This is a genomic window from Pelotomaculum sp. PtaB.Bin117 (assembly GCF_002067195.1).
GTDB classification, from domain to species: domain Bacteria; phylum Bacillota; class Desulfotomaculia; order Desulfotomaculales; family Pelotomaculaceae; genus Pelotomaculum_D; species Pelotomaculum_D terephthalicicum.
The window spans coordinates 119266-143118 of the sequence record NZ_MVQM01000178.1 but is presented as its reverse complement, the minus strand read 5'-3'; the positions used below and the strand labels follow the sequence as shown (position 1 = coordinate 143118).

Here is a 23853-nt window from a genome sequence, read left to right as displayed (position 1 = left end):
TATAATAAACTGTACTATATTTCCAAGTTATTAGCTTTGCCACATTACTTTGCCGCAGTCACGAAGGTCATATAAAGACACCACTTCCAGCAGCCTTTGTATATACGGTGTATCAAAATATTCTGCAGGTATACATAAATCATAACGCTCTTGGGCAATGCCAATATACTTCAGTCCAAGAGCCTGCGCTGCGGCGCGAATACCCAAACCCACGTCGGCCGCTCCTGCTTTCACGGCCGCTGCCACGGCCATATGGGTATATTCCTCATGGTCGTACCCGTGGATAATATCTGTATCAACTCCAAGTTCCGCGAGGCGGTAGTCAAGCAAGATCCTGGTGCCGGACCCGCGCTGGCGGTTGACAAAGGTGAGCCCGGGCCTGGCCAGATCTTCAAGCGAGCGAATATTTTTCGGGTTCCCTTCGCCTAGAATCAGCCCTTGCTCACGGTATACCAGGTTCACCAGCAAAACTTTACGGTCAGGCAGCTTTTAAACATGTAATATTATAAGAGCCAGTCTTCTCGTCCAGTAAATGCATGCCGGCGCAGTGCGCTTCACCGCGCTTAATAGCTGACAAGCCCCCAAGCTCCCGACATGGGCGGAGGAAAGTGATGAGGAAGGGTATTTTAAACGCAGGTAATAAATACCGAGCACGGGTTCGGCGCAAAGCCTGCCTTCCCGTAAAAAAAGCCTTACGCGGATAAAATCCTCACGTCCGGCCGCGGAACGGAGATTACGTACAATCTCCGCTTGCAAGGGGTACTCTATTAATGTATCTTTTTTTGATACTAAATATTCACCGGAACGAATCAGCGGCGCTACCAGGAGATCAAAAACCAAAAACCACCATAGCCAAAGCATGATGACCGGGCAGACCGAAAACCGGTCTGTCACCTACCATGGCTCCCAGGGCCGGCTTTCCCGGCTTGATGGAAATCCCGTGGAAGAGTACGCCCGGTTTACCCATCGAATCAATTGCTTCCATGGCAACATCGCGCGCCCACGGAACTTCCCCCGGAAAAGCAGCACGATATCATTTTCCGCAATTACACGTTCTAAAACGTTTCTTAATTCTTTATAATAGTCTCCTACAATACCATAGCAGTGTGGTTCTCCGCCGCATGCCGCCACTGCTCCGAACAAGGTATAAGAGTTTATGTCACGCACTTGTCCCGGCGCGGGAAATTTAGACGGCGCAACCAGTTCGTCACCTGTGGATATGATTCCGACACTGCGGGGAGGGATTACAGCTACATGCGTAACGCCGATAGATGACAGCATACTCCACCATCACCACCGCATCAGCGCCGGATGGCAGCATTCCGTCCGTAGATATTGCGCCAAGCCTGCCCGGCGCTCAATCTACCTTGCGGCATGCCACTTCCCATCAACACCTCGCCGCTGATATCCACGTATGCAGGCAGACTCTCCGAAGCTCCGTATGTATCCTTAGCCCGTACTGCAAAACCATCCATGGTTGATTTGAGCCGACAGGTAGCGGGTTAATGCCGCCTTTGCTTCTTCCACAGTCAAAGCTTTAAATAATTCAGCCACATCTCACCTTGTTAAAGGTTGCTCCTTCCTTAAAAACATCCCAGTTCACAAACTCTGATTTTTATTTTTAGCTTGTCGGCGGCATCACCGATAAGCTTGGGAGATACTTTTAGTTCCTCTGCCAATTTCCTTGCCTCAGTGCATGTTAAAACCTTTTCTCTAGAAGCTTTTTCAACAGCTTCTAGAATCTCTGAACTCACTTCCAATAATGACACATCCTTTACTACTTTTTTATAACATTTTTTTTCATAAACATTAATCGGGTCACCCACTTTAATTTCTCCGCCAAGCAGGATGCGCACAAAAATACCCTCTCTGGGCATAACACAATCTCCGGCCTGGTAGTATATTGCGCAATGATCATGGCATTCCTTGCCGATTTGCGTTACCTCACCTATCGCTTCGCCGCCTATTTTAAGGCGGGTGCCCAGGGGGAGACTAACCAGGTCAATACCTTCGGTGGTCAGATTTTCCGCAAAGTCGCCGGGCCCCACTTCCAGCCCCAGCGCCCGCATTTTATCGATGCTTTCGACAGCAAGCAGGCTGACCTGGCGATGCCAGTCGCCTGCGTGCGCATCGCCACACAAACCGTGTTCTTGAATTAACTGCCCCCGGCCGATATTCTTCTTGCGCATTCCTTTATCAGGGCTTGTACATATTGCCTTTATTATTCCCATAATATCGCCGTAACCCTCCTCTAATATTTGTTATCCGCCGATTTGAGACATTACCCGCTTGTCCTGCCAACCGTCAAGCATGTGGTGCCGATCCGCTTTTAAACTAACCGCTTTTCTAATCAGACCGGCTATCTCTTTGATACCCGCCCCGTCGCGCAGCGGGGTTCTCAAATCTATCTCGCATCTATCATATAGGCATGGTCTCAAACTTCCAGTTGAAGTCAGTCGCAGGCGGTTGCAATTACTGCAAAAATGATCGCTCATTGATGTGATAAAGCCAACCGTACCTTGGGCGCCTTCAAGGCGGTAGTACTTGGCCGGCCCGCTGCCTTCGGGTATTTTGGCCGGAATAAGCTGCCCAAGCTTGGCGCCGATCCGAGACATTATTTCTTCCGCGGGCACGAAACGGCCCGTAACCCAAGAGTTAGAGGAGCCTATGGGCATAATTTCAATGAAACGTACATGCAATGGTTTTTCCATGGTTAATCTGGCTATGTCCACCACCTCGTCATCGTTGAAACCACGAATGACGACTGTATTCAACTTAACTGGATGAAAACCGGCATCCAGAGCGGAAATGATCCCTTCCCAAACTCTGGACAACTTACCATAACGGGTAAATTCGTGGTATCTGTCACTATCAAGGGTATCAAGACTGATATTTACTCGCCGCAATCCGGCTTCTTTCAAAACCTCAGCATATTTTGGCAGGATCAAACCATTGGTAGTCAGAGCTATATCGTCTATTCCGGGGATGTTGGAAATGCGCCCGACCAGTCTCTCCACCCCCCTGCGCACCAAAGGTTCTCCCCCTGTCAAGCGCACCTTTTTTACACCTATATAAGCAGCCGCTCTAATAACGACCTCGATTTCTTCAAAGCTCAGGATCTCTTTATGAGGAACAAATTTTACACCTTCCGGCGGCATACAGTAGACACAGCGCAAATTGCACCGGTCAGTCACAGAAACACGCAAATAATTAATCTCCCGCTGGTACTTGTCCCGCATACTACTACTCACCTTCTCGTCTTTATGCCAATATTGTTATTTAGTCAACTATAATAAATTGCAGGTATTACCTTCCTCGCTGCTGCGCCGCTGAATCCGGTAATTATCGGTGCCGCGATGATGACCTGGGCCGTAATCATTGCCGTGGGAGTATAAAGCAGTCCTAGCAAGCCCAGAGTACCATAGCGGCTTAAAGTCAAGCATACCCACAGGCCTACGACAACCGGAGGCAATCCCATCCCTAAGTTGATCATGCTAATCGCCAAGCGTCGTCCCGGAAAGGAAACGAGGGCTATTTAAAGTACCCAAAGGAACGCCTATCACTATTCCGATAATTGTGGCCGTGCCGGATACATGAAGGGTTCGCAGTATTACCTCCAGGACATCACGATCCCCGCTCATTAACAAATGGATTGCTTCCACCAAGCCCTGCCAATACACACTCAATAAAATCACCTATAAGCATAAAAAGAACTAATTCAGCAGGATATTTTTATTATATCAAACTTCTTCTTAAACAGGCAATTTGAATAAATTTCTGTTTGGGTTATCTTATTAAGCTGTTTTCTTTTGTTGCCCTTTCAATCATCCTCGTAATCGTATTGGCCATTGCGCCGGCGCCAAAACCATTATCAATGTTAACAACACTAACACCTGACGCACAACTGTTCAACATCCCTAATAAAGCCGAAAGTCCGTTAAAACTGGCGCCGTAGCCCGTACTGGTCGGTACGGCGATTACCGGTTGGTCTGCCAGCCCGCCGATCACGCTGGGGAGTGCCCCTTCCATACCGGCTGCGACAATAATTACATGCGCCCAACGTATTAATTCCAGTTTGTCCAACAAGCGGTGGAGTCCTGCCACCCCGATGTCATATGCTTTCCTGACATGACTCCCCATCACCTCGGCGGTTACGGCAGCTTCCTCCGCCACAGGCAAATCAGCAGTACCCGCGCTCAAAACCAAAACGTTGCCTGTTTTATTTGGATTCTCACCGTGACTAACCACTATCGTCCTGGCTAACTCGTTGTATACAGCCGCAGGATATATTTCCCGCACAGATAAATATACTTCCCTTGAAGCCCTGGTTCCCAGGATGTTTTTATTTCCAGCGCCAAGCCTGGAAAATATCTGGACAATATGCTCAATTGTCTTTCCCTGACAGAAAATCACTTCCGGAAAACCCTTGCGCAGGGTTCGATGGTGGTCAATCACCGCGAAGCCGAGATCTTCAAAAGGCAAGTCTTTCATTTTGGTTAATGCGGCATCCACACCAACGGTGCCGTTTTTTACGTCTTCCAGGAGCTGGCGCAATGTATTCCGTTCGATTACCATCATCCCCGCTTAATTAGCGAATGTTAAACAATATTTTTAATTATTGCCCTGCGCGAAGTATTTTTCCAAAATAGCTATAGTTTCTTTGGCGCAGCGACCGGCGCCGATTCGACGAATGCATGAAGGATCCTCGCCCGGTCCGTTCAGACCTTGATTATTTGTAAAAAGGTAGGTATAGCCGGCCTCATTGAGCAATTTAACCAGGTCTTCGTTATAGGCGCCGTAAGGAAAGGCGAAATCCTTCGGCTCGCTCACGCCGGCCAGTTTTAAGGCCATGGTGTTTAGATTAATATCCTGCCAAACCCTGGCCCGGTATTCCGCTTCAGATTCCAAACGAAAATCTCTTTCCATCAAGCTGCGGGTTGTTAAATAAGCGCCTTCTTGATTATGTGCCCCCCGAATCAAACGGTGTCCGTCATAGCTGTGGCCGCCAATCTGCCACAGGCCTGAGCTTAACAACTCCTTCGCTTCTTCTACACTCAGGTGTTCGCGGCTTTTCTCCGGTCTCGGGTACCGGTCGAACCACTTTGTGACGGCAAACGACACAGCGGGGTAGTTGTAACGCTTTGTCAGCGGGAAAATCATACTGTAGACATCGCTGTACCCGTCATCGAATGTAAGTAAAACCGCCCGTTGGGGCACTTCAGCCTGTCCGTCGATAAATGCATGAAATTGTTCCAAGCTGATCGGATGGTAATCACTATCCTGCAGCGCCTGAAATGTTTCCTCCAGATCTTTTAGAGGCATCGTGTTCGGATTAGACGGTTCTTCACCAACCGCGTGAAAAAATAATACCGCCACCCGCTGGTCTGCAGGCACGGATTGCTTTGCCTGCGCGCTGGCTTCGTGTGAAACGCCTGAGCCTGGCCAAGCAAAATAGCATATAACCGTCACCAAGCAAAAAATAAATAATCTGGCTGCCGTAAAGATTGTCTGATTTTTTAATAATTTAATTGTTAACATTAAGTATACCCCTACCTCATGTATAATACCAGGCTCATAGACCTGGTATACTCTTTTATAACCTTAAATAATTCATATTTCGCTAAATAATTAAATAACCCTTTTCAAATTGTCATTTTTTTTAGGCCAACCATTAATTGGTGCGATAAGCTCATTTCTCCCGCGGCAAAATTTTGATTAGCCTTTTTTCTGTAACCAGGTAGTGCATCGCTATATCATGAACGGCAGGATATACATATCGCCGCACTTGCATCTCGAAGGCCAGGGCGATAAAAACCGAGCGGGAACTAAGTTTGGCTAAAAAGCGGTCATAATAACCGCCGCCGTAGCCTAAACGGTTGCCCCGGAGATCAAAAGCGACTCCAGGCACAAATACTAAATCAATATCGCCCGGTTCAACCGGCCGCAGGCAATGCGGTTTAGGCTCCAGAATACCCCAGTTGCCGGGCTGGAGGTCGCCGGGGTAGTCCACAATTAAAGAAGGTATCAACACGCTGTCTTTTTTTTCGGTAGCAGGAACAACAACCCGCTTACCGTCATCCATAGACCGCGACACTAGGGTTCCTGTTCGCACTTCGTTGCGAAAATCCAAGTACATCATTACAGTTTTTGCCTGACAGTACTCTTTCATCGCCATTACTTTATTTATAATAAGCTTGCTGTTCTCTGTCACTTCAGCAGAGCTTAAAGCCATCCTCTCCTGGAGTACTGCTTTCCTTAACGCGCTTTTGGACACTCCCCCACCCCGTCATGTTTTCTTTGCTAAAAGACTTATAATATATCGATGACCGTGCCGTACTTTTCTCCTAAATCCATATATGAAAGATCTGTAAGGTCCCTGCCCTGGTGGTCGAATGCCAATCCCGGCAAAAGAACCAGCTCCGGCTGCCATCCCGGATGCTCATTGAAGAAATCCGCCAGGGCGATTTGAAAATCTTTTATAGTTAGCAGACCGGCTGCTTTAATTGAGCCTCCAAAAAACCTGTTGCGCACTACTACTACCCGGATTTCCGCGGCTCCTTGATAAAATTGCTTCAGCGCCATATTAATCACCGGTCCGGCAAGTTCAGAAGTGAGGACAAGCGCCTTCGACACCCGCCGGCGTCGGATCACCCGGTTGATATCCTTTATTAGATCCGGGTCTATATCATAATCCATCACCAGACCAGAACGTTCACGCGAATTTTTATCTAACCGGACATATTTCTGTTCATCTCCTCTTTTTATTTTTAGCACCGGTGAAGCTGTTTTATAAATTTCATTAAATGCCTGCACGCGGGTTAAAGGTCTAACTTTGTTTACAGAAACAATTAAATCGCCCGGTCTAATATCTGCCCGCCCGGCGGGTGTACCGTCGATTACTCCGGCGATACGCGGCTCCAGATCTTGGATTGCCGGGGGTTCGCAGATTAAGGGAGTGGATAATTCTTTCCTCAGCCGTGTTACCAATAAACGCAATTCAGGCAAAACAGAAGGCCCAAACTGTAAAGCAGCAGGCGCCAGCCTGGAATAACCGGGCAGCAATATTCTAATGGTTTGAGCGCCGCATTCGGATAGATATTTTATTGTTTTGCAGACATCCTGCCACCCGACCAAATGAGGCATGGCCACAACACTGCCATGAAAAGGAACTTTGTGTTCTTGCAACAAAATCGGGCATTTTATTGAGCTGAGAGCACTTTTATCACCCATTAATAACGCACGGCCTGCTTCAGTGGCGCTGTTCAAAGAAAGGTTGATCACAACTTTGCCCAGTGTTTTCAACATCTTTACCATACTCTCATCCAGCAGACTGCCGTTGGTAGTGATCTGTATTGTCGTACCGGTAAACCTGTCACGGACCAGTTGCAGAATATCTTCTATGCCTGGATGGGTAAATGGTTCTCCTTCAATAATCCTGGTAACCGATTCGCCGATTACCACCGGATAGGCCCGATCCATAAATGATAGTGTTCTTGCGACCTCCGCCGCGCTGCGGGGCGCGATCCGGTAGACTCTCACACATGATGGGTTTTGGCTGTGTGAGCAAAATATACAGCGCATATTGCACATTGATGTTAGAGGTAAAATATTGCCGTTTACAGCTCCATGCAATATATAATTTTCAACTTGGTTTTCATTCATATCTCAAACTGATTTCCCACAGGGCAACCCCTTTATTTATAAGTTATTAACAGACTTATGCACATTATCCACAGCATTATTAATTAACATAACTATTTTCCTGGCAAAATATATAACAAAAATACATAATAGCAAAATTATTAATCTATTACATGATTTTACCTCTGAAATTACCTTCGTACCTTTCCTCGCCAAGTTTTAAATCAGGAACTGCGTTTAAAGTCAAAGGGGCGAAAGCACTTCTTAGATATTTATAATAGGCCGCCGCGGCAATCATTGCCGCGTTGTCGGTACACAGCACCGGCGGCGGACAGATTACCCGGCGGTTTATTTTAGCGGCCTTACCGGTCAAATCCGTCCGCAGCAGGGTATTCGCGGCCACTCCTCCGGCCAGAAGAACAGTGGACACTCCTGCTTTTTGGGCTGCATCCAATGTTTTATCAATTAATACATCTGTCACCGCCTTTTGAAAACCGGCAGCCAGATCCGCTCTATTCACCTCTTCACCGTTTTGCTCCTCCCGGTGTATATAGTTAATTACCGCTGACTTCAAACCGCTAAAGCTGAAATCAAAACTACCTTCTTCCAAATAGGCTTTGGGGAAAGCAATCGCGTCGGGCTTACCTCCCCTGGCCAGGCGGTCAATTAAAGGTCCCCCCGGATAACCGAGTCCCAAAGCTCGCGCTACCTTGTCGAATGCCTCACCCGCCGCGTCATCCCGTGTCCTTCCTGCAACTTGATAATAACCATGTTTCTTAATCATTACCAAGTCGGTATGACCTCCTGAAACAACCAAGCAGATCAGGGGAAAAGCAATATTGGGCTCGGACAGAAAGTTTGCATAAATATGTCCTTCGATATGATTAATGCCAATCAAAGGCAGATCCAGCCCGTAAGCGATGGCTTTTGCGGCCGACACTCCTACAAGAAGCGCGCCAACCAGACCTGGTCCATATGTTACCGCAACTGCATCCAGTTCCTTGAAGCCAAGTCCGGCCACTGACAACGCTTCAGAGATCACGTGGTTAATCAGTTCCAGGTGTTTACGGGAAGCCTCTTCAGGTACCACTCCGCCAAACTTACCGTGCACATCCACCTGAGATGAAATTATATTCGACAGTATCTTTGTACCGTCAACTACCACCGCCGCCGATGTATCATCGCAAGATGTTTCTAAAGCAAGGATCACAACACTCAAAAGAACACCCTCTTTACGACATAACTTACTTGCTGGAACGGCTAAGCTTTTATTAACCTTAACTGCTTGCCGGAAAATCATGCATTTTTTTAATAATTATATCATAAAAAAAGCGGAGCATTTTTCCAGACAATAAAGAAAACCGCCTGTTTTTACTAGGCGGCGTATCTCATCCGTGTCGCATATAATTAGCTCCATCCCTTTACTACTTCAGACGCAATCGCCTGCAAGCCTTCCTCCCTGTGGAAATACTCCTGGTGGCCTTTTATCGGATTAAAGGGATTTATTATAAAATCAATATTTCTGTCAAGACCCGGAAGTATTTTCGGCACCATTTGCGGCCAAGCTATATCCATAACTCCGGCGATATTGGTAAAGCGTCCAACTGCCGGTCTTGATTCTAGATCAACGTGTCTTGCCACTCCCTGTTTAAACCAGAAAAGCGGGCTGCCAAGCAGCAGCAGATGGCTTACCTGCCGCGCGGCAGCCGGATTCTCCACGAGGGCGCAAAAACTGACAATCGAACCCAAGCTGTAGCCGACTAAGTGCACAGGCTCATTACTTTGGTCAATTGCCTCGTATAGACGTTTATTAACTTCCTGATAAGTTTTATCCCAGTACAAATAAGCGAAAATATCTCCGAAATTGTCTACGATTGAGTCTGAAAGCTTACGGATTGCGCCTGTCTCTTTGGCGTAAGGCGAGCGAAGTGAACCTAGTTCTTCTTCCGCTCGCTTTTTTAAACCCATTATTTGAATTTGCAGCACGCCTTCGGTTTGCCCCTTACCATATTTGGGGCCGGGAACAAGATCATAGTAATAAACTCCGCCAAACTGCTCATCCTTTAATGCCAGGCTCTGTTTCGCCAGTTCATTCTGAAGAGGAACCGCCCAATCCTTCCAATAATCTCTATCGCTGCTGAAGCCCATGCCGTGTACAAATAATATCATCCCAATATCCTTACCCCCGTATATAAATTTAATACATTATATTCCGGGGATTACCATACAGCTACGTTCAACAGGCGATAAATACGTTTACCCAATATCAATCAAATAAAGTTATTGTATCTCTGTTGCTCGCCACAAATTCCACTTTCGTACAGCCGCACTGTCTGCATATGACAGTAAGCACATCACACAAGTCAATTTGTGACACGTAGACATCGAAGCCTCCCTGGTCGTCATCATTTCCGCAATCACATTGGAACCGGATCATGAATAATCACCGTCCCTTAATATGCAGCTTATATAAAACCATTGATTTTAATCAATATATTTCTAGACGCTGATCAGCAATTCCTTTTAACAATAAATAGCACGTAATAAACAAGCAGGAAACCCTCCAAAAATCAGAGTAGTTTTCTTGCTTGTTTATTGCTGAAGCATAACACCGCTGGGTTATTTGTTCCTAATAATTAACATAATCCCTATCTTTACTCCGGGAAAAAAGCTTTACAAGCAGTATTCCGGCAATAAACCCGCCGATATGCGCCCAGAAAGCGACACCCTGGGCGGTCTGATCCGTTAAGCCGGCAACGCCGCTGAGGATTTGCAGGACGAACCAAAGTCCCAGAAATATTACCGCCGGGATAGGTATGATTTGAATAAATATAAACAGAAAGACTAAGGTAAGCACTTTAGCCCGCGGATATAGAATCAAATAAGCCCCAAGAATTCCCGCGATCGCCCCGCTGGCGCCAATCAATGGCGAATTCGAAAACGGGTAGTAAAAAATGTGGGCTATGGTGGCAATATAACCTGTCAAAAGGTAAAACACCAGGTAACGGAAATGTCCCATGCGATCTTCAACATTATCCCCGAAAATCCATAAATAGAGCATGTTGCTCAATACATGAAACCAACCTCCATGTAAAAACATGGCCGTAGTAAGCCTCACCAATTGATCTGCGGTCATACCTACAGATGAAAGCTGGATCGGGATTACCGCATGAGAAAAAATAAACTCGTCCAAATACCTTCCCAAATATACTTCATACCCGAATACTGCCAGATTAATAATAATCAATAGCATATTTACTATCGGGAAACCCCGGGAGGGTATATTATCTTTTAAAGGAATCGTGGCCAGTTTCCTCCTTATATTCAGGTACTAGGAATTCAGCAGTCGTAAATACAGAATATTTCCAGATGATAAATCTTTTCTCATTCTGTCTTCTGACTCCTTTTATTTATTGTATGACTATTTACCAATTTTCGTTTTAGCAATTTTTTTTTATTTTTTCCGTATTAAACGCAGATTAAAGTAGGTGAATATTGGTTAATAATTTTTTTAAGAGAAAAGCAGGATTAGGAAATGTGCTTATCTTCGATAAGGTGGACTTTGTCCGGGCTGAAACGAATCCATACATCACTGCCGATGGTTAGTTTGCCATGCAAGGCCTGGTCATGGCTTATGGCAGCGGTTAATGGCATCCCGCAATCCACTACTGCTAATGCCTCTTATCACGTTTCTGCTCATACATAGATTTATCAGCCTCGACTAACATTTGCTCAATAGTGTAGTTTGATTCCGGATCATAATGCGTTATCCCAACACTGATTGACAGCTTGTAGTAATTTTTATGAGCGTTGCGGACATCCAGCTTCTCACGCAGACGTGCTATCAGCGCTTCAGCGCTGGACACAGGTACTTCGAGCATAAGAATAGCAAACTCATCTCCACCTATGCGACCAATGATGTCAGAATCCCGGAAAGTGTTTTTTAAAATATTGGCGGTCTCGATTAACGCGCGGTCACCTTCGTGATGGCCTAAATTATCATTGATCCACTTCAGGTTATCCAAATCTCCATATAGCAGCAATACTTCCCTTTTTGTGCGGCTGGCTAATGCCAACTGCTGTTGGGCAAGGGTTAAAAATCCACGCCTGTTGCATAGGCCGGTAAGTTCATCGGTAAGGGACATACTGATCAATTTTTCTCTTAACTGCACATTATCAGTAACATCCCGCAGTGTTGCAATGAGGGCGCTGTTGCCTTCCCAATTCGTATCAGCCACACGCACCTCAGCGATAAGCTCAACTCCATCCTTGCGGGTGATGTTAACCTCTTTTGTTTCACCAGCCATAACAGGAAAATCAAACAATTCACCCAGCAGTTCTTCCTTATTGCGGCCCAGAAGAATTTCCGCAGCCGGATTGAGATAACGAATCACTCCTTCAGTATCCACGACAACCATGGCGTCGGCATTCCTCTCGAGGAGCGCGCGGTAATCAGCTTCCAGAATCTTTATGGTTTCAAGCGCCTTTGTCAATTCTTTGTTTGATTGCTCAAGTTCAATGTTTTTTTGAACGGCATTTTCAAATGTGGAAAGAAGCAAGTCCAAAATCTGGATACGTTCTGAGTTAAGATAATGCTTTTGGCCAGCGAAAAAAACCTCGATGCCCATTTCCGCCGCAATCCCGTTTTTTCTCAGTTCCATGTTTGCCAGGATGTGGCGGATGCGGGAGAGAAGAAATTGCTCGTTGTAAGGCTTAATAATAAAGTTGCTTGTGCCGCACTTTAGCCCGTTGATAACATCAACAGGTTCCGACAATGATGTCAAAAGTATAACTGGAATGTCCTTAAATCTTTCATCAGACTTGATCTGCCGGCAGAGTTCATAACCATCCATTTCCGGCATGACCACATCACTGATCACTATTGTCGGTTTTCTTTTCTTAATATTTTCAATAGCTTCTAAACCATTATACGATACTGTTACATGATAGTCGTACTGTTCAAGGGTATATCTCAGTTGCTCTGCCTGGGTCAGACTGTCTTCCACAATCAGAATATCGATGTCGTTCATACCATTCCCTCCCAGATGACAAAACAAAAAGGATAGTATCTCAACTAGTTAGATAAGTTTATCAATGACCTCTAATAAATTGCCATGGTCGAAACTACTTTTCACAATATAAGCGTCAGCTCCCGCATCTATGCCGCGCTCCCGGTCTTCCCGGGAATCAAGACCAGTCACCAATACAACAGGCAGCCGCGCATATTTCTTATCCGCACGCATCCTGGATGTGAGCTCAAACCCATTCATCCTCGGCATTTCAACATCTGACACAACCAAATCAAAATCCTCAGTTTTCAGCGCAGTTAACGCCTCAATACCATCAACGGCGGTTTTGACACTGTACCCGGATGCCTCCAAAATATTTTTTAATAACATTCTTGAAGTAATTGAATCTTCCACAACTAAAACTAATTTTTTATTTGCGCTCAATGTTTCGGCTGCCGAGACAGTTCCAGCGGAGGTATTAATCTTTAGCGTTGATTTCAGTAAATCTGGAATATTTAGAATAGGAACTACCCTTCCGGAGCCAAGGACAGTGGCGCCGCTGACATTCCTCACCCGGGGAAGCTGCTTGCCGAGACTTTTGACCAGCACCTCCTGCTCACACACAATTTCGTCAACAGCGAAGGCAATCCGCTTTTCAGCAGTGCCAAGAAGCAGCACCAGGATATATCCTGAACTCTTATCTTTATTATCTTGCCGGGCAAGCTCCAATACATCAGCAAGCCTGACGAAGGAAACGGCGCAACCCTTCAGGGATACGAGCTCCTTGTCTTCGGCTGTTTTTATCTCCTCTTGTCTGATTCTCGTAACTCTTTCCACGTTAGTTGAAGGTATTACAAACAACTGCTCAGCCGCTCTAACGAGAATCCCCCTGAAAGTAGCCAGGGTCACCGGAATAATGATGCGGAAAGATGACCCGGTTTGAGGCCCGGTTTCCACTGAGATTATTCCGCCAAGCTTTTCCACCTTCTCTCGTACAATGGCAAGTCCGAGTCCTCTGCCTGAGATATCGGTAATTATCGGACTTGTAGATACTTCCGACTGAAATATCAGCTCCAGCGCTTCTTGCTTGCTGAGTTTATTATAATCCTTTTCAGACAATATCCCCTTCTTTACAGCAGATTCTTTAACTTTATCCAAATTAATTCCAGTTCCGTCATCAGAAACAAGGATCTCAACCTTGTGGCCGGTTATCTGTGAAATAGTCACGGTAACTTTCCCGCACCGCGGTTTTTTGTTTTTTTCCCGCTCTGCCGGTGTCTCTATTCCGTGATCAACACAATTCCGCAATAAATGGATAAAGGGATCCTTCATATCTTCGAGGATGCGTTTGTCGATTTCTTTCTCACTTCCCTGCAAAATCAACTCCACTTCCTTGTTTTGAACCCTGGACAGGTCGCGAATCATTTTGGGGAAAGTTGCCAGAAGTGAGGAAAAGGGAAGCATCAGTGCTTTTCTTATATTTTTTTGGAAATTATCCACGTTTCCGCCAATCGAACGGCGATCGTTTTCCGTTAATTTTATCAGCGTATTTACTTTGCTTTCCATTAATTTAACACAATTATGATTCCAATCAAGAAACTCCAAAAGTTTGGCAAACTGCAAGTTGTCTTTACCAGTTCGTATAGCTTGATGATTTTTCGCACATTCCTTATCCCAGCGGCCAAGCATATCCTGAAGATCCTGCAAGTCGGTGACATACCGGTCCAGTGCCAGTTTTATGGACAACATTTCCTCGGCTTGCCGCAAAAGGGAGTCCAACTTTTCCGTGGAAATCCTCACCGTTTCTGATACGGCCGGCCTTTCTCCAATATCTGGAGCATCTTGACCGGCGGTGCCGATCCCGGTGTCGTGACCCGGCGGATCCGCCGGGAAGCTTATTTGCAATTGTGGTATTGGTTCCTCAGTTGTTGTGCCGCTTGTCTGCTTGCCGGTCTCCAGGTCGGCTAACTGTTGAATGAGTTTTGTTATTGGGACTTGTCCTCCTGCGGCAGTGTAAAGCAGCTTGTTTATCGTGTCGACTGCATTATGGAGCTTGTCAAAAAGTTCAGGCGACGGGTTAATCTCCTTGCGCTTCAAAATAGCCAGAACACTCTCCAGTGACTGGCAAATCGTTTCAATATCCGTCATGTTGACAGCCCGCGCCGCGCCTTTTAAGCTGTGCGCCTCCCGGAAAACAGCTTCAACAAACGCCGTTTGCTTTTCAATAGACGTTGTTTTCTCTAATTCAAGCAATCCGGCGGACATTGCTTTAAGACGCTCTTCTGCTTCAATTTTAAACAGTGACCGAAGTCTTTTAAGCAAGTCGGTTTCTTTTTTATTTTCTTGCATGGGCATGTTGGCTCCCCCGATTCTTTATACCTGGTACTGCTCAACCAACTCCTTCAACCTCCGTCCCAGTTCGTCCAATTTGAGCGCTGCTGTTTCCAGCTGTCTCGCGCTGTCAACGTTCTGATTGCTTGCTTGCTCGATATTATTCATCGCCAAAGCCACCTGATCAATTCCGGTTAACTGCTGCTGGGCGGTTACCGCAATTTGTGTTACCGCATGCGTTGCTTCAGAAATTGTATTTGCCATAGTCTTGATCGACTCGCTCGCTTCAGTGGATTGTTTTACACCGGCATCCACCGCTTTGCTTCCTTGTTCCGTAGCCATTACTGCCGCGCTGGTGGCTTTTTGGATGTCGTTCAAAATTCTCCGCACCTGGGCTGTCGCTTGCTTCGATTGTTCCGCCAGGCTCTTGATTTCATGGGCCACCACGGCAAACCCCTGCCCGTGTTCCTCTGCCTTGGCCGCCTCAATCGAGGCGTTGACCGCCAAAAGGTTTGACTGTTCCGCCACGTCGTCAACTATGGAAATTAGTTCCCCTATAGCCTGGCTCTGTTCACTGAATTGCACAATACTCTCAGCGATAGAGGCCATCTGTTCTTGAATCAGATCCATTCTCTTGATCGTCTCATTGACCGACTCCTGACCATTTTGTGAAACCTGCATTGCTTTTTGGGCAATCTCCGAAATATATTTGGCTTTTTGACTGGAAACCTGAACTATCTGTCTAACTTCTTCCATAGTTGCAGTTGTCTCACTAACCGAAGCCGCGGATTCCGCCGCGCCGGAAGCAAACTGAACGGTTGAGACTGATATCTCGGTGGCGGAGGAAGCCAGAACGCTTACCCCTTCCATAATCTGCCTGATTTCCTCCCTTAAATTCTCCACCATCTTGTGGAATGATTGAATCAGAAAACCTATTTCGCTCCGGCTCTCATTTGCAGGCACATTGACTCTCAAATTCCGCGCCGCGATCTGTTCGGCGACGCCCACTGCTGTTTTTAAGGGATTTGTGATGCTGCGCGTGATGAAGAAAGTGATCAACCAGGAAATAAGTATCCCCAATAATATCGCTGTGCCGCCGGTAATTAACATAAACAAACGAGTCCTGGTGTATTCATTCGCCGCCTCATTAAAACGTGTTTTGCTGCGCTCCTCCTGGTAATTGACAACTTTTTTCAATGAATCCTCTATCTTAGCCATCCCAGGCATAGCATCTCTGTTAATTTCAGAAACTGCTTCGGCGCTTTTACCGGCCAGGCCTAAACTAACCACTTTATCGTTGGATATCTTGCCTGAGTCGATAGCGTTCTCCACATTTGCCAATAGAGCCTTACCTTCAACAGTGTTGTCCAGCTCCTTAAGACTGGCAAAGTCCTTATTGTATCTCGCCCGGGCTTCTTCGATCTTGCTGCTGGATTCTTGTTTGGCGTTAAAATCCTCCAACAGCAGAATAGTTCGGGTTTCACGCGAGATGATGGCCATCGAATCCAACATATCATAAGCTAATTCCATACTGACAACGTTAACGTTATAGATCTGATTCATTTCATCTTGAATCTTCCCCATACTTCTATTCCCTACCAGCGTGGAAATAACGAGCAGGACCAGGACCAGCCCGAAGCCTAGACCAAGCCGCGTACCTATTTTCATGTCTCTAAAATTCATTTTGTCACCCCTGTGTATTTGTTTTTCCTCCGTTTCACACTTATGCTTCTTCGCTAACGACAATCCGCTTGTCGGATAGAATTCTTGCCATATCAAGAACAATGAACTGTTCTCCGGTCATACCTCTCAGATATTCCGCGCGTATGTTGGTCAAGGTTGGCGGCAATGGTGGAATTTCATCGCGTGCAATATACCCTACGCCGGTGATGGTTTCCGCCGGTATGGCAAACTCCATTTCAGATGTGTGCACAATAATGGTTTTATTGAGGACGTTAGCTCCTTTTCCCGGAATGCCAAAAAATTTATTTATATCAACGACCGATAATATTTGTCCCCGGACATTGATTATTCCAAGAACAAACGGCGGTGTACAGGGCAGCGGTGTTATTTCCTTTAGTGAGCAGACCTCACGGATAAATGCCGAGTCAACCGCATATTTCTCACCGTTCAAAAGAAACTTGACGATTTTCAGATGCGTTTCAGTAGATTCTTTATTTTTTGGTGCTTGAGCAAGTATTTTCGCTCTGGCTCTGAGGATCATTTTTTTTTCTTCATGAGAAGGTGTTAATCCCCTCTCGGCAGCCGTCCTGGCATTTTCCAGACGGTTATAAATTTCATTCCAGACAATCTTCTTCATTCTCGCACCGTCGCCTGCTCATTAATTGGATAGCACATACTCAGGCCTGTCTTCCTTATTTCAAAATCTTTCTTCCAATTATATTAGTGATAACCTCCGAGAGCCTGCCGGCGGTAATACCTTCGGATTCCGGCAAAATATCTTCTTGAGCATAGTTGTTTAAAACTATAAGAGCATTCTCATAGTGTTTCTCCGATTCATGATAATTTCCCTGCCGCATGGTGATATTTCCAAGCGTAAAATGTGCAAGAACAAATTTGGGGTCAAGATAAAGCGCGCGTTTTAATGATATTATCGCTTCTTCGACTCGCTCTTGTTCTTGCAGAATTGTAGCAAGGAGATAATACAAAACTGAATTGAGTTTATCGGCGCAAATAGCCTTTTCACACCATTCCCGCGCTTCAGCCAGTCTTCCCTGATTAGCGCATGCCCGTGCTGACTGAATCAATGTTATGTCGTTGCGGCACTCTTCGTTGAAAGCCTGCGCGTCATGTAATAAACCGTTACCAACTGGTTGGTCGGCTGTTTTTTCCGACAGCTCAGTTCGAATGATATCTGCGCGCTCAGGCAGATATTCAAGACCGGAAATAAAATCCGGTTTATTGTCGGATATTGAAAACATTGTTTCTGCATTATTTATCATATAATTCTGTTTGTTATCTTTTTTAAACAAAATTGTTCCACCAAAATTTATCTTAGTAAATTGCGGAAAAAAAACGGGCGAGGTTTCGGAAGGACTGGTGATCAGCCAACCACCAGGCTTAAGAGAGTGGAAAAGACGTTTAATGACTTTTTTCTTTTGTTCAGGCGAAAGGTATATGAGCACATTACGGCAAAAAATCACATCCATCTCATTAGTACTATTTACCATCGACGGATAAATATCATCTGCCAAATTAAGATGAAAAAACCGAACCATTTTTTTAATATGGGGCAGAACCTCAAAGCGGTCATCCTCTGACCGCTTAAAAAATCTTTCTTTGATCCATGGCGGTGTGCCGCGAAACGACCATTCACTGTAAATACCCGCTAGCGCTTTTCGAATAAAGTAAGAATTAATGTCCGTGCCAAGAATAGTAATATGCCAATCCTTTAAATAATAAGCCATTTTATCAAGCAGGATCGCGATAGAATATGGCTCCTCGCCGGTGCTGCAACCGGCGCTCCATATTCTCAATCTTTGCTCTTTTCCACTATAGGTACGTGAATCAATTAATTCGGGGAGAATGAGTTTCTCAAGCGCCTCAAAAATTTTCATATTACGAAAAAAATAGGTTTCACCGACAGTCAGACGGCCAGCCAAAATTTCGATCTGTTTTTTTGATAATTGTGATGACATTAACCAGCGGATGCACGATTCGGTATCTCCAAAACCGAAGTCTAGAGCGGCGGCGCTAATCCCTCGCTCGAGCTCATGACGGCGCTTTTCCGGAAAGTCCAGACCCATTTGAGCGGCAAGAAATTCATTGAGTTGTGAAAGGACGATATCCGGTATACCGGCGGTCATTTTTCTTCCTTCTTTCATATCTCCTTTATTACTTCGTTCAAGGCTTGTTCTTCTTCGTGGAACAGCAGCCTGCCAAGATCAAGGATCATGATCATACCGTCTTCAAGTTTTATTACGCTTTCAACGTACTCAATACCGGGCATGATCTCTCCGGCTGCAATGACCTCTTGTTCCGGCCGTTCAACAACACCGCCTACCGCGTCTGCCACCAGGGCTATAGTTCGCCTTGACGTATTGGCAATGATGAAATGGTCGCTCAAAGATATTTCCCGGCAGGGCAACCCGAATCGGTTCCTTATATTAACAACTGGAATAATCCTGCCCTGCATGTTGATCACACCAAGTACAACTTCCGGCGCTTGCGGCAATGGGGTTACTTCTACCGCTCGAATGATTCTTTCTACGTGGGAAAGATATAATCCAAACAATCGTTCTTCTAATTTAAAGGTAACGTATCTATTCAAACTGTTCATTAAATTACTGTCCCTTTATCCCCAGCGCCGCCAGGGTGTCAATAAATACTTGCCCGGATTTCTCGTTAATGACCAGATCTGCCTGGCTGTCCCAGGGAGTCTCATCCTGATTGATGATTACCAGTTGTCTGGCGTAGTCCGGCAGCGAAGCGACCGGGTAGACCTGCAGGCTGCTTCCGACAACAATCAGAAGCTGGCAGCCGGAAATAACCTTTGTTGCTTGCAAATAGTCATCACCCATTGAATCCTCGAACAGTACGATGTCAGGGCGCAACACACCGTTGCATTTTTCGCAGCGTGGCGGGTTTTTCCCGCTTTCAAACTGATTAATCAAAATTTCAAAAGGATAACTGTTTTTACAATCAAAACAATGACAGGTCCGCAAATGACCATGCACCTCCCATACCCTTTTGGAACCGGCCTTCCGGTGCAGTCCGTCAATGTTCTGGGTGATTACCCCAATTAATAAGCCTTCCCGTTCCAGTTGGGCCAGGGCATAGTGCGCCGGGTTAGGTTCAGCCCCGGAGTAGGTTGTCCAGCGTTTTAAATTATTCTGGTAAAATGCCGCCGGATCACGGCGCAACGCCGAAACGCAGGCAACTTTCATTGGGTCGAACTTATTCCAAAGACCTGTACCGGGACTGCGGTAATCCGGTATGCCGCTCTCTGTGCTGATCCCTGCGCCAGTCAGGGAGAAGGTGCGGGAAGAATCTTTTAAAAGATTTACAAAAGCATCAATTTTTTCTTCGTATTTCATTTTCTCACCCCACGTTAAATATTTTATAAAATATTTGCGTTGTCAAAATAATATTACATCTTTTGCCGTCATGTTTATATTATAATAATCAAGTCTTTTCATCAAGACAAGTCCCACTGGACCGGTGTTATTTTTACCTTCATGCTGGAAATATTTTATTGCATGATTCGACAACAGGTAGTATATTCAATATATTACTAGATGACTAGCTCACAAGAGGCACTAAATGTTTTATAAATGTTCCATACCATTATTCATCGTCTTAATACTCCTGGCTAATTGCACAAAAAGCCCGCTGGTTGCCATGGATAGCCGGACAGGTAATTCAGCCCAAGTAGAAGTGTCAAACCAACTCATGGTCCTTGAGCAAGCTGCCGCCGACCGGCAACCTGTTGATAATTCATCAACTGAGCCGGCTAAATACGTTTATCTTACTTTCGACGACGGACCTAATTCACATTATACGGGCATAATTTTAGATATTTTAAAGAAATACGATGTAAAAGCAAGCTTTGTAGTTATCGGCAGTAACATAGAAAAAAACCCCGAGGTATTAAAAAGAATTGTTAATGAAGGACATGGCTTGGTTAACCACACTTTCAGCCATGATTATAATAAAATCTACGCCAGTCCAAGAGCCTTCTTGGAAGATCTGCAAAAGTGCGCTCAAGCTATTACCGCGTTAACAGAAAAAAACGTGAAAGTATTTCGCGCCCCCGGAGGTCCTGCTAAACTAAACAAAAACATTGATGAACTGCTTAGCAAAAATGGTTATCTATCGTTGGGATGGAATGTATCCGCCGCCGATACCGATCCCAACGGCGCCACGCCGGAGCAGGTTTACGGCAATGTCGCAAACGGGGTTGTAAATATGGAAAGAATGAAGCGGGTGCCAATCATTCTCATGCATGACGGTACAGAAATCAACCTCAGTCAGAGTTCGCCCGGAACAGCAACGCTGAATTATATTAAGAACCGCGAAAGCGATGTTGCCGCCCTGCCTAAAATAATTGAGTTTTTACAGGCGAGGGGCTACTCATTTGCCATAGTCGACGAAAAAACACCTTCAGTATGGTAACACATGGTAACACGAAAAATTAACCCCGGAGCTCTGCGACTGACAAATGCGGCTTATGTTTTATCCGGCCCGAATCCTTTTAGAGGGTCGGTATTCACGATACTCCTGCCCAAGTAAAGGCATATAGTGCCCATGAAGATGTTTAACAATGCAAAAGACAGGTAAAAATAGCTTAAAAAAGTTGTGCCGCGCATCAAAATATATCCTCCATACAACATCAGACCGAACAAATAATAACTCTTAGCCTTTTCGAAACGAAAAACAGAGTCCCAAACAACTGGAAATGTCGTCCGGCTCTCATCCGCTGCCGACAGGGAAATCCCCTGCTGAGCATCTTTTTCCCGCAATGATTCTAAACCGGCGCGCAACGCTATGTTCACCAGCCCATACCGGTCAATCGGTTTTATATTGATCCCTCTGCGGAAAATTTGCTTGACTACCCGTGTCACGCCTGGACTGTGTTCCCCAGTTGTAACCAATAAGCCGTTTTTATAACCCCCAAGGCTAAGCGCGCCGGCAAATGACTGGATGTCAGAACGCTTTATTTTTCTATTTCCTTCCGGGCACGCACACAGTATTGCCACTGGTGCCCCCTGATAAACGCCTATTAAATCGATTTCCTGTTTTTCGCTGCTGTTTAAGCTTATAGTCTGGAAACCAGGTATCCTTCTAAATAATTCCAAAACGATGAGTTTTAATTCATGCCGGGAATTCACCTTCGTTATATCATCAAAAATCTTTTTACCAGCCAGCCGGAACTTCCGCCGCAGTTGCCGCTTTCGCTCTATGATGAAAAAAAGCTTTCGCAGCAATACGGCTTCCAGAACAAGCAGCGGGACGGAAAATATGAAAGCCGTTTGCAATCTTTCCATTAAGCTTGCCAAAAGCAGAAAACTTGCCAGCCAGATAAGGAACAGCCCGCACAATTGATCAAACCGGCGGCCTAAAGCACTTCTTGCATCTTTTTTTGACTTGCCCGTAGCATAGACCATTAATAGCACCTCAGCGTTTTTTACTATTTATTTTTCCCAGAATATTGGAAATAATAACATGTCAACTTTGCTAAACTTGTCAGGTCAGGCCATTTGGGTTACAATTCGTTATATGACGGTGTAACCAGTTATTATGGGAGGGCTAACCATGTTGTACGAAAGCACCAGGGGCCAGTTCAAAAAAATTTTATCAGCGGAAGCAATCAAACTGGGCATTTCACCTGATGGAGGTTTATTTGTTCCTTTTGAAATACCACAGATTACCATAAACTGTTTAAAGGAAATGGCTGGTCAAGGTTATCAAGCCCAGGCCGCTGTCGTTTTAAAAAAATACTTTACAGATTATAGCGGAGAAGAAATAGATGAGTGCGTTTCTTTGTCTTATAACCGGGAAAAATTCGATTCACCCCTAATTGCGCCGGTCCGCCAATTAAACGATTCACTATATGTTTTAGAGTTGTGGCATGGACCGACTTGCGCTTTTAAAGACATGGCCCTGCAAATTCTACCTCATTTATTAACCAAGGCGGCGATAAAAACAGGTGATGATTCAATCATTGTGATTCTTGTGGCTACCTCCGGCGACACGGGCAAAGCCGCCCTGGCAGGTTTTAAAGACGTACCGCGCACAAGGATTATTGTTTTTTACCCGGAACAAGGGGTAAGCGCGATGCAGCAACTGCAAATGATCACTCAGGAAGGAGATAATGTAGATGTAGTCGCCGTCCGGGGCAATTTTGACGACGCTCAGAACGGGGTTAAAGATATTTTCGGCGACATTGGGTTTAACCATGACCTGCAAAATAAAAACTATCGTCTTTCTTCAGCCAACTCAATTAACTGGGGACGCTTGGTGCCACAAATCGCGTATTATTTTTCCGCTTACTTGGACCTGGTAGCCAAGGGAAATGTGACCTTGGGAGAAAGAATTAACTTTGTAGTGCCAACAGGCAATTTCGGCAATATTTTAGCTGCCTATTACGCTTTAGAGATGGGCCTGCCGGTAAACAGGTTGATTTGCGCTTCCAATGCCAACAATGTACTCACCGATTTTATCCGTACCGGTGTGTATAACCGTAACCGGCGGTTCTGGAAGACTGTTTCTCCATCGATGGATATCCTTATCTCCAGCAACCTGGAACGTCTGCTATATCATCTGAACGGCAGCGACCATATAAAAACCAGAGAATGGATGGCTAATTTAAAAGATTCGGGAATATTCCAGGTGGACGAAATGACTTTAGCGCGCATTGATAGACTTTTTTGGTCTGGATTTGCGGATGATAACGAAACAATTAAGACAATTCGCTCAATATTTCAAGAATATAGCTATGTAGTTGATACTCATACCGGTGTGGGCATAAATGTATATAATAAATATATCAACTCCACAGGCGACCATACCAAGACAATTATCGCCTCAACAGCCAGTCCTTTTAAGTTTAACGCCAGCGTGGCCCGGGCCATCCTGGGGGACGACGCGGTGCGGGGCAAAGACGAGTTCGAACTGTTAGAACTGCTCTCTGTTTTAAGCGGCATGGAGATCCCCCCGGGTCTCAAAGACCTTGATAAAAAAACCATACTGCACCGGAGAACGGCATCTAAGAATACTATGCGTGAAGAAGTCAAAAAAATCTTGACCGTATAATTAACCGGGTTAATTTCCTCAAATATATTACAATTTCTTTATAATAATGCATTAATTAATAATTATATGATGAATTATGACAATATATACAAGTTAC

General features: G+C 45.4%; 24 protein-coding genes and 2 pseudogenes. 2 read left to right on the top strand and 24 right to left on the bottom strand.

The features are described from left to right. Positions 1–30: 30 nt before the first annotated feature. From A4E54_RS15480 to A4E54_RS15365, 23 genes and pseudogenes are all read right to left on the bottom strand, one after another. Positions 31–639: pseudogene (locus tag A4E54_RS15480) on the bottom strand (substrate-binding domain-containing protein); the annotation flags it as partial. A 255-nt stretch (positions 640–894) separates the two neighbouring features. Next, positions 895–1281, bottom strand: coding sequence for a molybdopterin-binding protein (locus A4E54_RS15975; RefSeq protein WP_240082888.1), 387 nt, complete (start codon positions 1279–1281; stop codon positions 895–897). 20 nt (positions 1282–1301) lie between these two features. Next, a complete protein-coding gene (locus A4E54_RS15465) occupies positions 1302–1475 on the bottom strand; it encodes a hypothetical protein (protein ID WP_240082889.1) in 174 nt (57 codons plus the stop codon). 330 nt (positions 1476–1805) lie between these two features. Next, positions 1806–2231 (bottom strand): annotated as a pseudogene (locus A4E54_RS15460) (MOSC domain-containing protein); the annotation flags it as partial. Positions 2232–2261: 30 nt separating this feature from the next. After that, entirely contained in the window at positions 2262–3239 is a 978-nt protein-coding gene (gene moaA, locus A4E54_RS15455; RefSeq protein WP_240082890.1) for a GTP 3',8-cyclase MoaA, read from the bottom strand. A 44-nt stretch (positions 3240–3283) separates the two neighbouring features. After that, on the bottom strand, positions 3284–3505 hold the full coding sequence (locus A4E54_RS15450) for a hypothetical protein (RefSeq protein WP_286726641.1): 222 nt from the start codon (positions 3503–3505) through the stop codon (positions 3284–3286). Continuing rightward, positions 3495–3686: a hypothetical protein gene (locus A4E54_RS15445; protein ID WP_286726639.1), complete on the bottom strand. Its 192-nt coding sequence runs from the start codon at positions 3684–3686 to the stop codon at positions 3495–3497. Before A4E54_RS15445 ends, A4E54_RS15450 begins: the two co-directional genes overlap by 11 nt. Before the next feature lie 100 nt (positions 3687–3786). Further along, a complete protein-coding gene (gene larB / locus A4E54_RS15440; protein WP_286726700.1) occupies positions 3787–4569 on the bottom strand; it encodes a nickel pincer cofactor biosynthesis protein LarB in 783 nt (260 codons plus the stop codon). A 42-nt stretch (positions 4570–4611) separates the two neighbouring features. Then, on the bottom strand, positions 4612–5538 hold the full coding sequence (locus A4E54_RS15435) for a polysaccharide deacetylase family protein (protein WP_286726637.1): 927 nt from the start codon (positions 5536–5538) through the stop codon (positions 4612–4614). Positions 5539–5689: 151 nt separating this feature from the next. Next, the gene (locus A4E54_RS15430) at positions 5690–6274 is read right to left on the bottom strand and encodes a 5-formyltetrahydrofolate cyclo-ligase (protein WP_286726635.1); all 585 of its coding nucleotides are present in this window, start codon (positions 6272–6274) and stop codon (positions 5690–5692) included. Between the two features lie 35 nt (positions 6275–6309). Beyond that, complete coding sequence (locus tag A4E54_RS15425) at positions 6310–7590, bottom strand: DUF512 domain-containing protein (RefSeq protein ID WP_286726698.1); 1281 nt, start codon at positions 7588–7590, stop codon at positions 6310–6312. 220 nt (positions 7591–7810) lie between these two features. After that, positions 7811–8860 carry a tRNA (adenosine(37)-N6)-threonylcarbamoyltransferase complex transferase subunit TsaD gene (gene tsaD / locus A4E54_RS15420; RefSeq protein WP_240082897.1) on the bottom strand — a complete coding sequence of 350 codons (1050 nt, stop codon included), beginning with the start codon at positions 8858–8860 and terminating at the stop codon, positions 7811–7813. Between the two features lie 188 nt (positions 8861–9048). Continuing rightward, positions 9049–9810, bottom strand: a complete 762-nt coding sequence (locus tag A4E54_RS15415; protein WP_286726632.1) for a lipase family protein — start codon at positions 9808–9810, stop codon at positions 9049–9051. Between the two features lie 97 nt (positions 9811–9907). Next, entirely contained in the window at positions 9908–10078 is a 171-nt protein-coding gene (locus A4E54_RS15410; RefSeq protein WP_240082899.1) for a hypothetical protein, read from the bottom strand. Between the two features lie 192 nt (positions 10079–10270). Beyond that, positions 10271–10894: a rhomboid family intramembrane serine protease gene (locus A4E54_RS15405; protein ID WP_240082900.1), complete on the bottom strand. Its 624-nt coding sequence runs from the start codon at positions 10892–10894 to the stop codon at positions 10271–10273. 275 nt (positions 10895–11169) lie between these two features. Then, entirely contained in the window at positions 11170–11295 is a 126-nt protein-coding gene (locus A4E54_RS15400) for a hypothetical protein (protein WP_286726630.1), read from the bottom strand. A gap of 17 nt (positions 11296–11312) precedes the next feature. After that, the gene (locus A4E54_RS15395; protein ID WP_240082902.1) at positions 11313–12671 is read right to left on the bottom strand and encodes a diguanylate cyclase; all 1359 of its coding nucleotides are present in this window, start codon (positions 12669–12671) and stop codon (positions 11313–11315) included. Between the two features lie 48 nt (positions 12672–12719). Beyond that, positions 12720–15005: a hybrid sensor histidine kinase/response regulator gene (locus tag A4E54_RS15390; protein ID WP_240082903.1), complete on the bottom strand. Its 2286-nt coding sequence runs from the start codon at positions 15003–15005 to the stop codon at positions 12720–12722. Positions 15006–15023: 18 nt separating this feature from the next. Continuing rightward, positions 15024–16664 (bottom strand): methyl-accepting chemotaxis protein, encoded by a 1641-nt coding sequence (locus tag A4E54_RS15385; RefSeq protein ID WP_240082905.1) that lies wholly within the window; start codon positions 16662–16664, stop codon positions 15024–15026. Between the two features lie 40 nt (positions 16665–16704). Beyond that, positions 16705–17301: a chemotaxis protein CheW gene (locus tag A4E54_RS15380; RefSeq protein ID WP_240082906.1), complete on the bottom strand. Its 597-nt coding sequence runs from the start codon at positions 17299–17301 to the stop codon at positions 16705–16707. 55 nt (positions 17302–17356) lie between these two features. Continuing rightward, a complete protein-coding gene (locus tag A4E54_RS15375) occupies positions 17357–18826 on the bottom strand; it encodes a CheR family methyltransferase (protein WP_240082907.1) in 1470 nt (489 codons plus the stop codon). Then, positions 18823–19281 carry a chemotaxis protein CheW gene (locus A4E54_RS15370; RefSeq protein ID WP_240082909.1) on the bottom strand — a complete coding sequence of 153 codons (459 nt, stop codon included), beginning with the start codon at positions 19279–19281 and terminating at the stop codon, positions 18823–18825. The genes A4E54_RS15375 and A4E54_RS15370 overlap by 4 nt, the downstream gene beginning before the upstream one ends. Before the next feature lie 4 nt (positions 19282–19285). Next, positions 19286–20038, bottom strand: a complete 753-nt coding sequence (locus A4E54_RS15365) for an SIR2 family NAD-dependent protein deacylase (RefSeq protein ID WP_286726624.1) — start codon at positions 20036–20038, stop codon at positions 19286–19288. Positions 20039–20264: 226 nt separating this feature from the next. On the opposite strand from A4E54_RS15365, the gene A4E54_RS15360 reads away from it, so the two are divergent. Then, positions 20265–21116, top strand: a complete 852-nt coding sequence (locus A4E54_RS15360; protein WP_240082911.1) for a polysaccharide deacetylase family protein — start codon at positions 20265–20267, stop codon at positions 21114–21116. 53 nt (positions 21117–21169) lie between these two features. On the opposite strand, the gene A4E54_RS15355 is transcribed toward A4E54_RS15360, so the two are convergent. Continuing rightward, positions 21170–22108, bottom strand: coding sequence for a restriction endonuclease (locus tag A4E54_RS15355; protein ID WP_240082912.1), 939 nt, complete (start codon positions 22106–22108; stop codon positions 21170–21172). 148 nt (positions 22109–22256) lie between these two features. On the opposite strand from A4E54_RS15355, the gene thrC reads away from it, so the two are divergent. Next, a complete protein-coding gene (thrC, locus tag A4E54_RS15350; protein ID WP_240082913.1) occupies positions 22257–23756 on the top strand; it encodes a threonine synthase in 1500 nt (499 codons plus the stop codon). Positions 23757–23853: the final 97 nt, after the last annotated feature.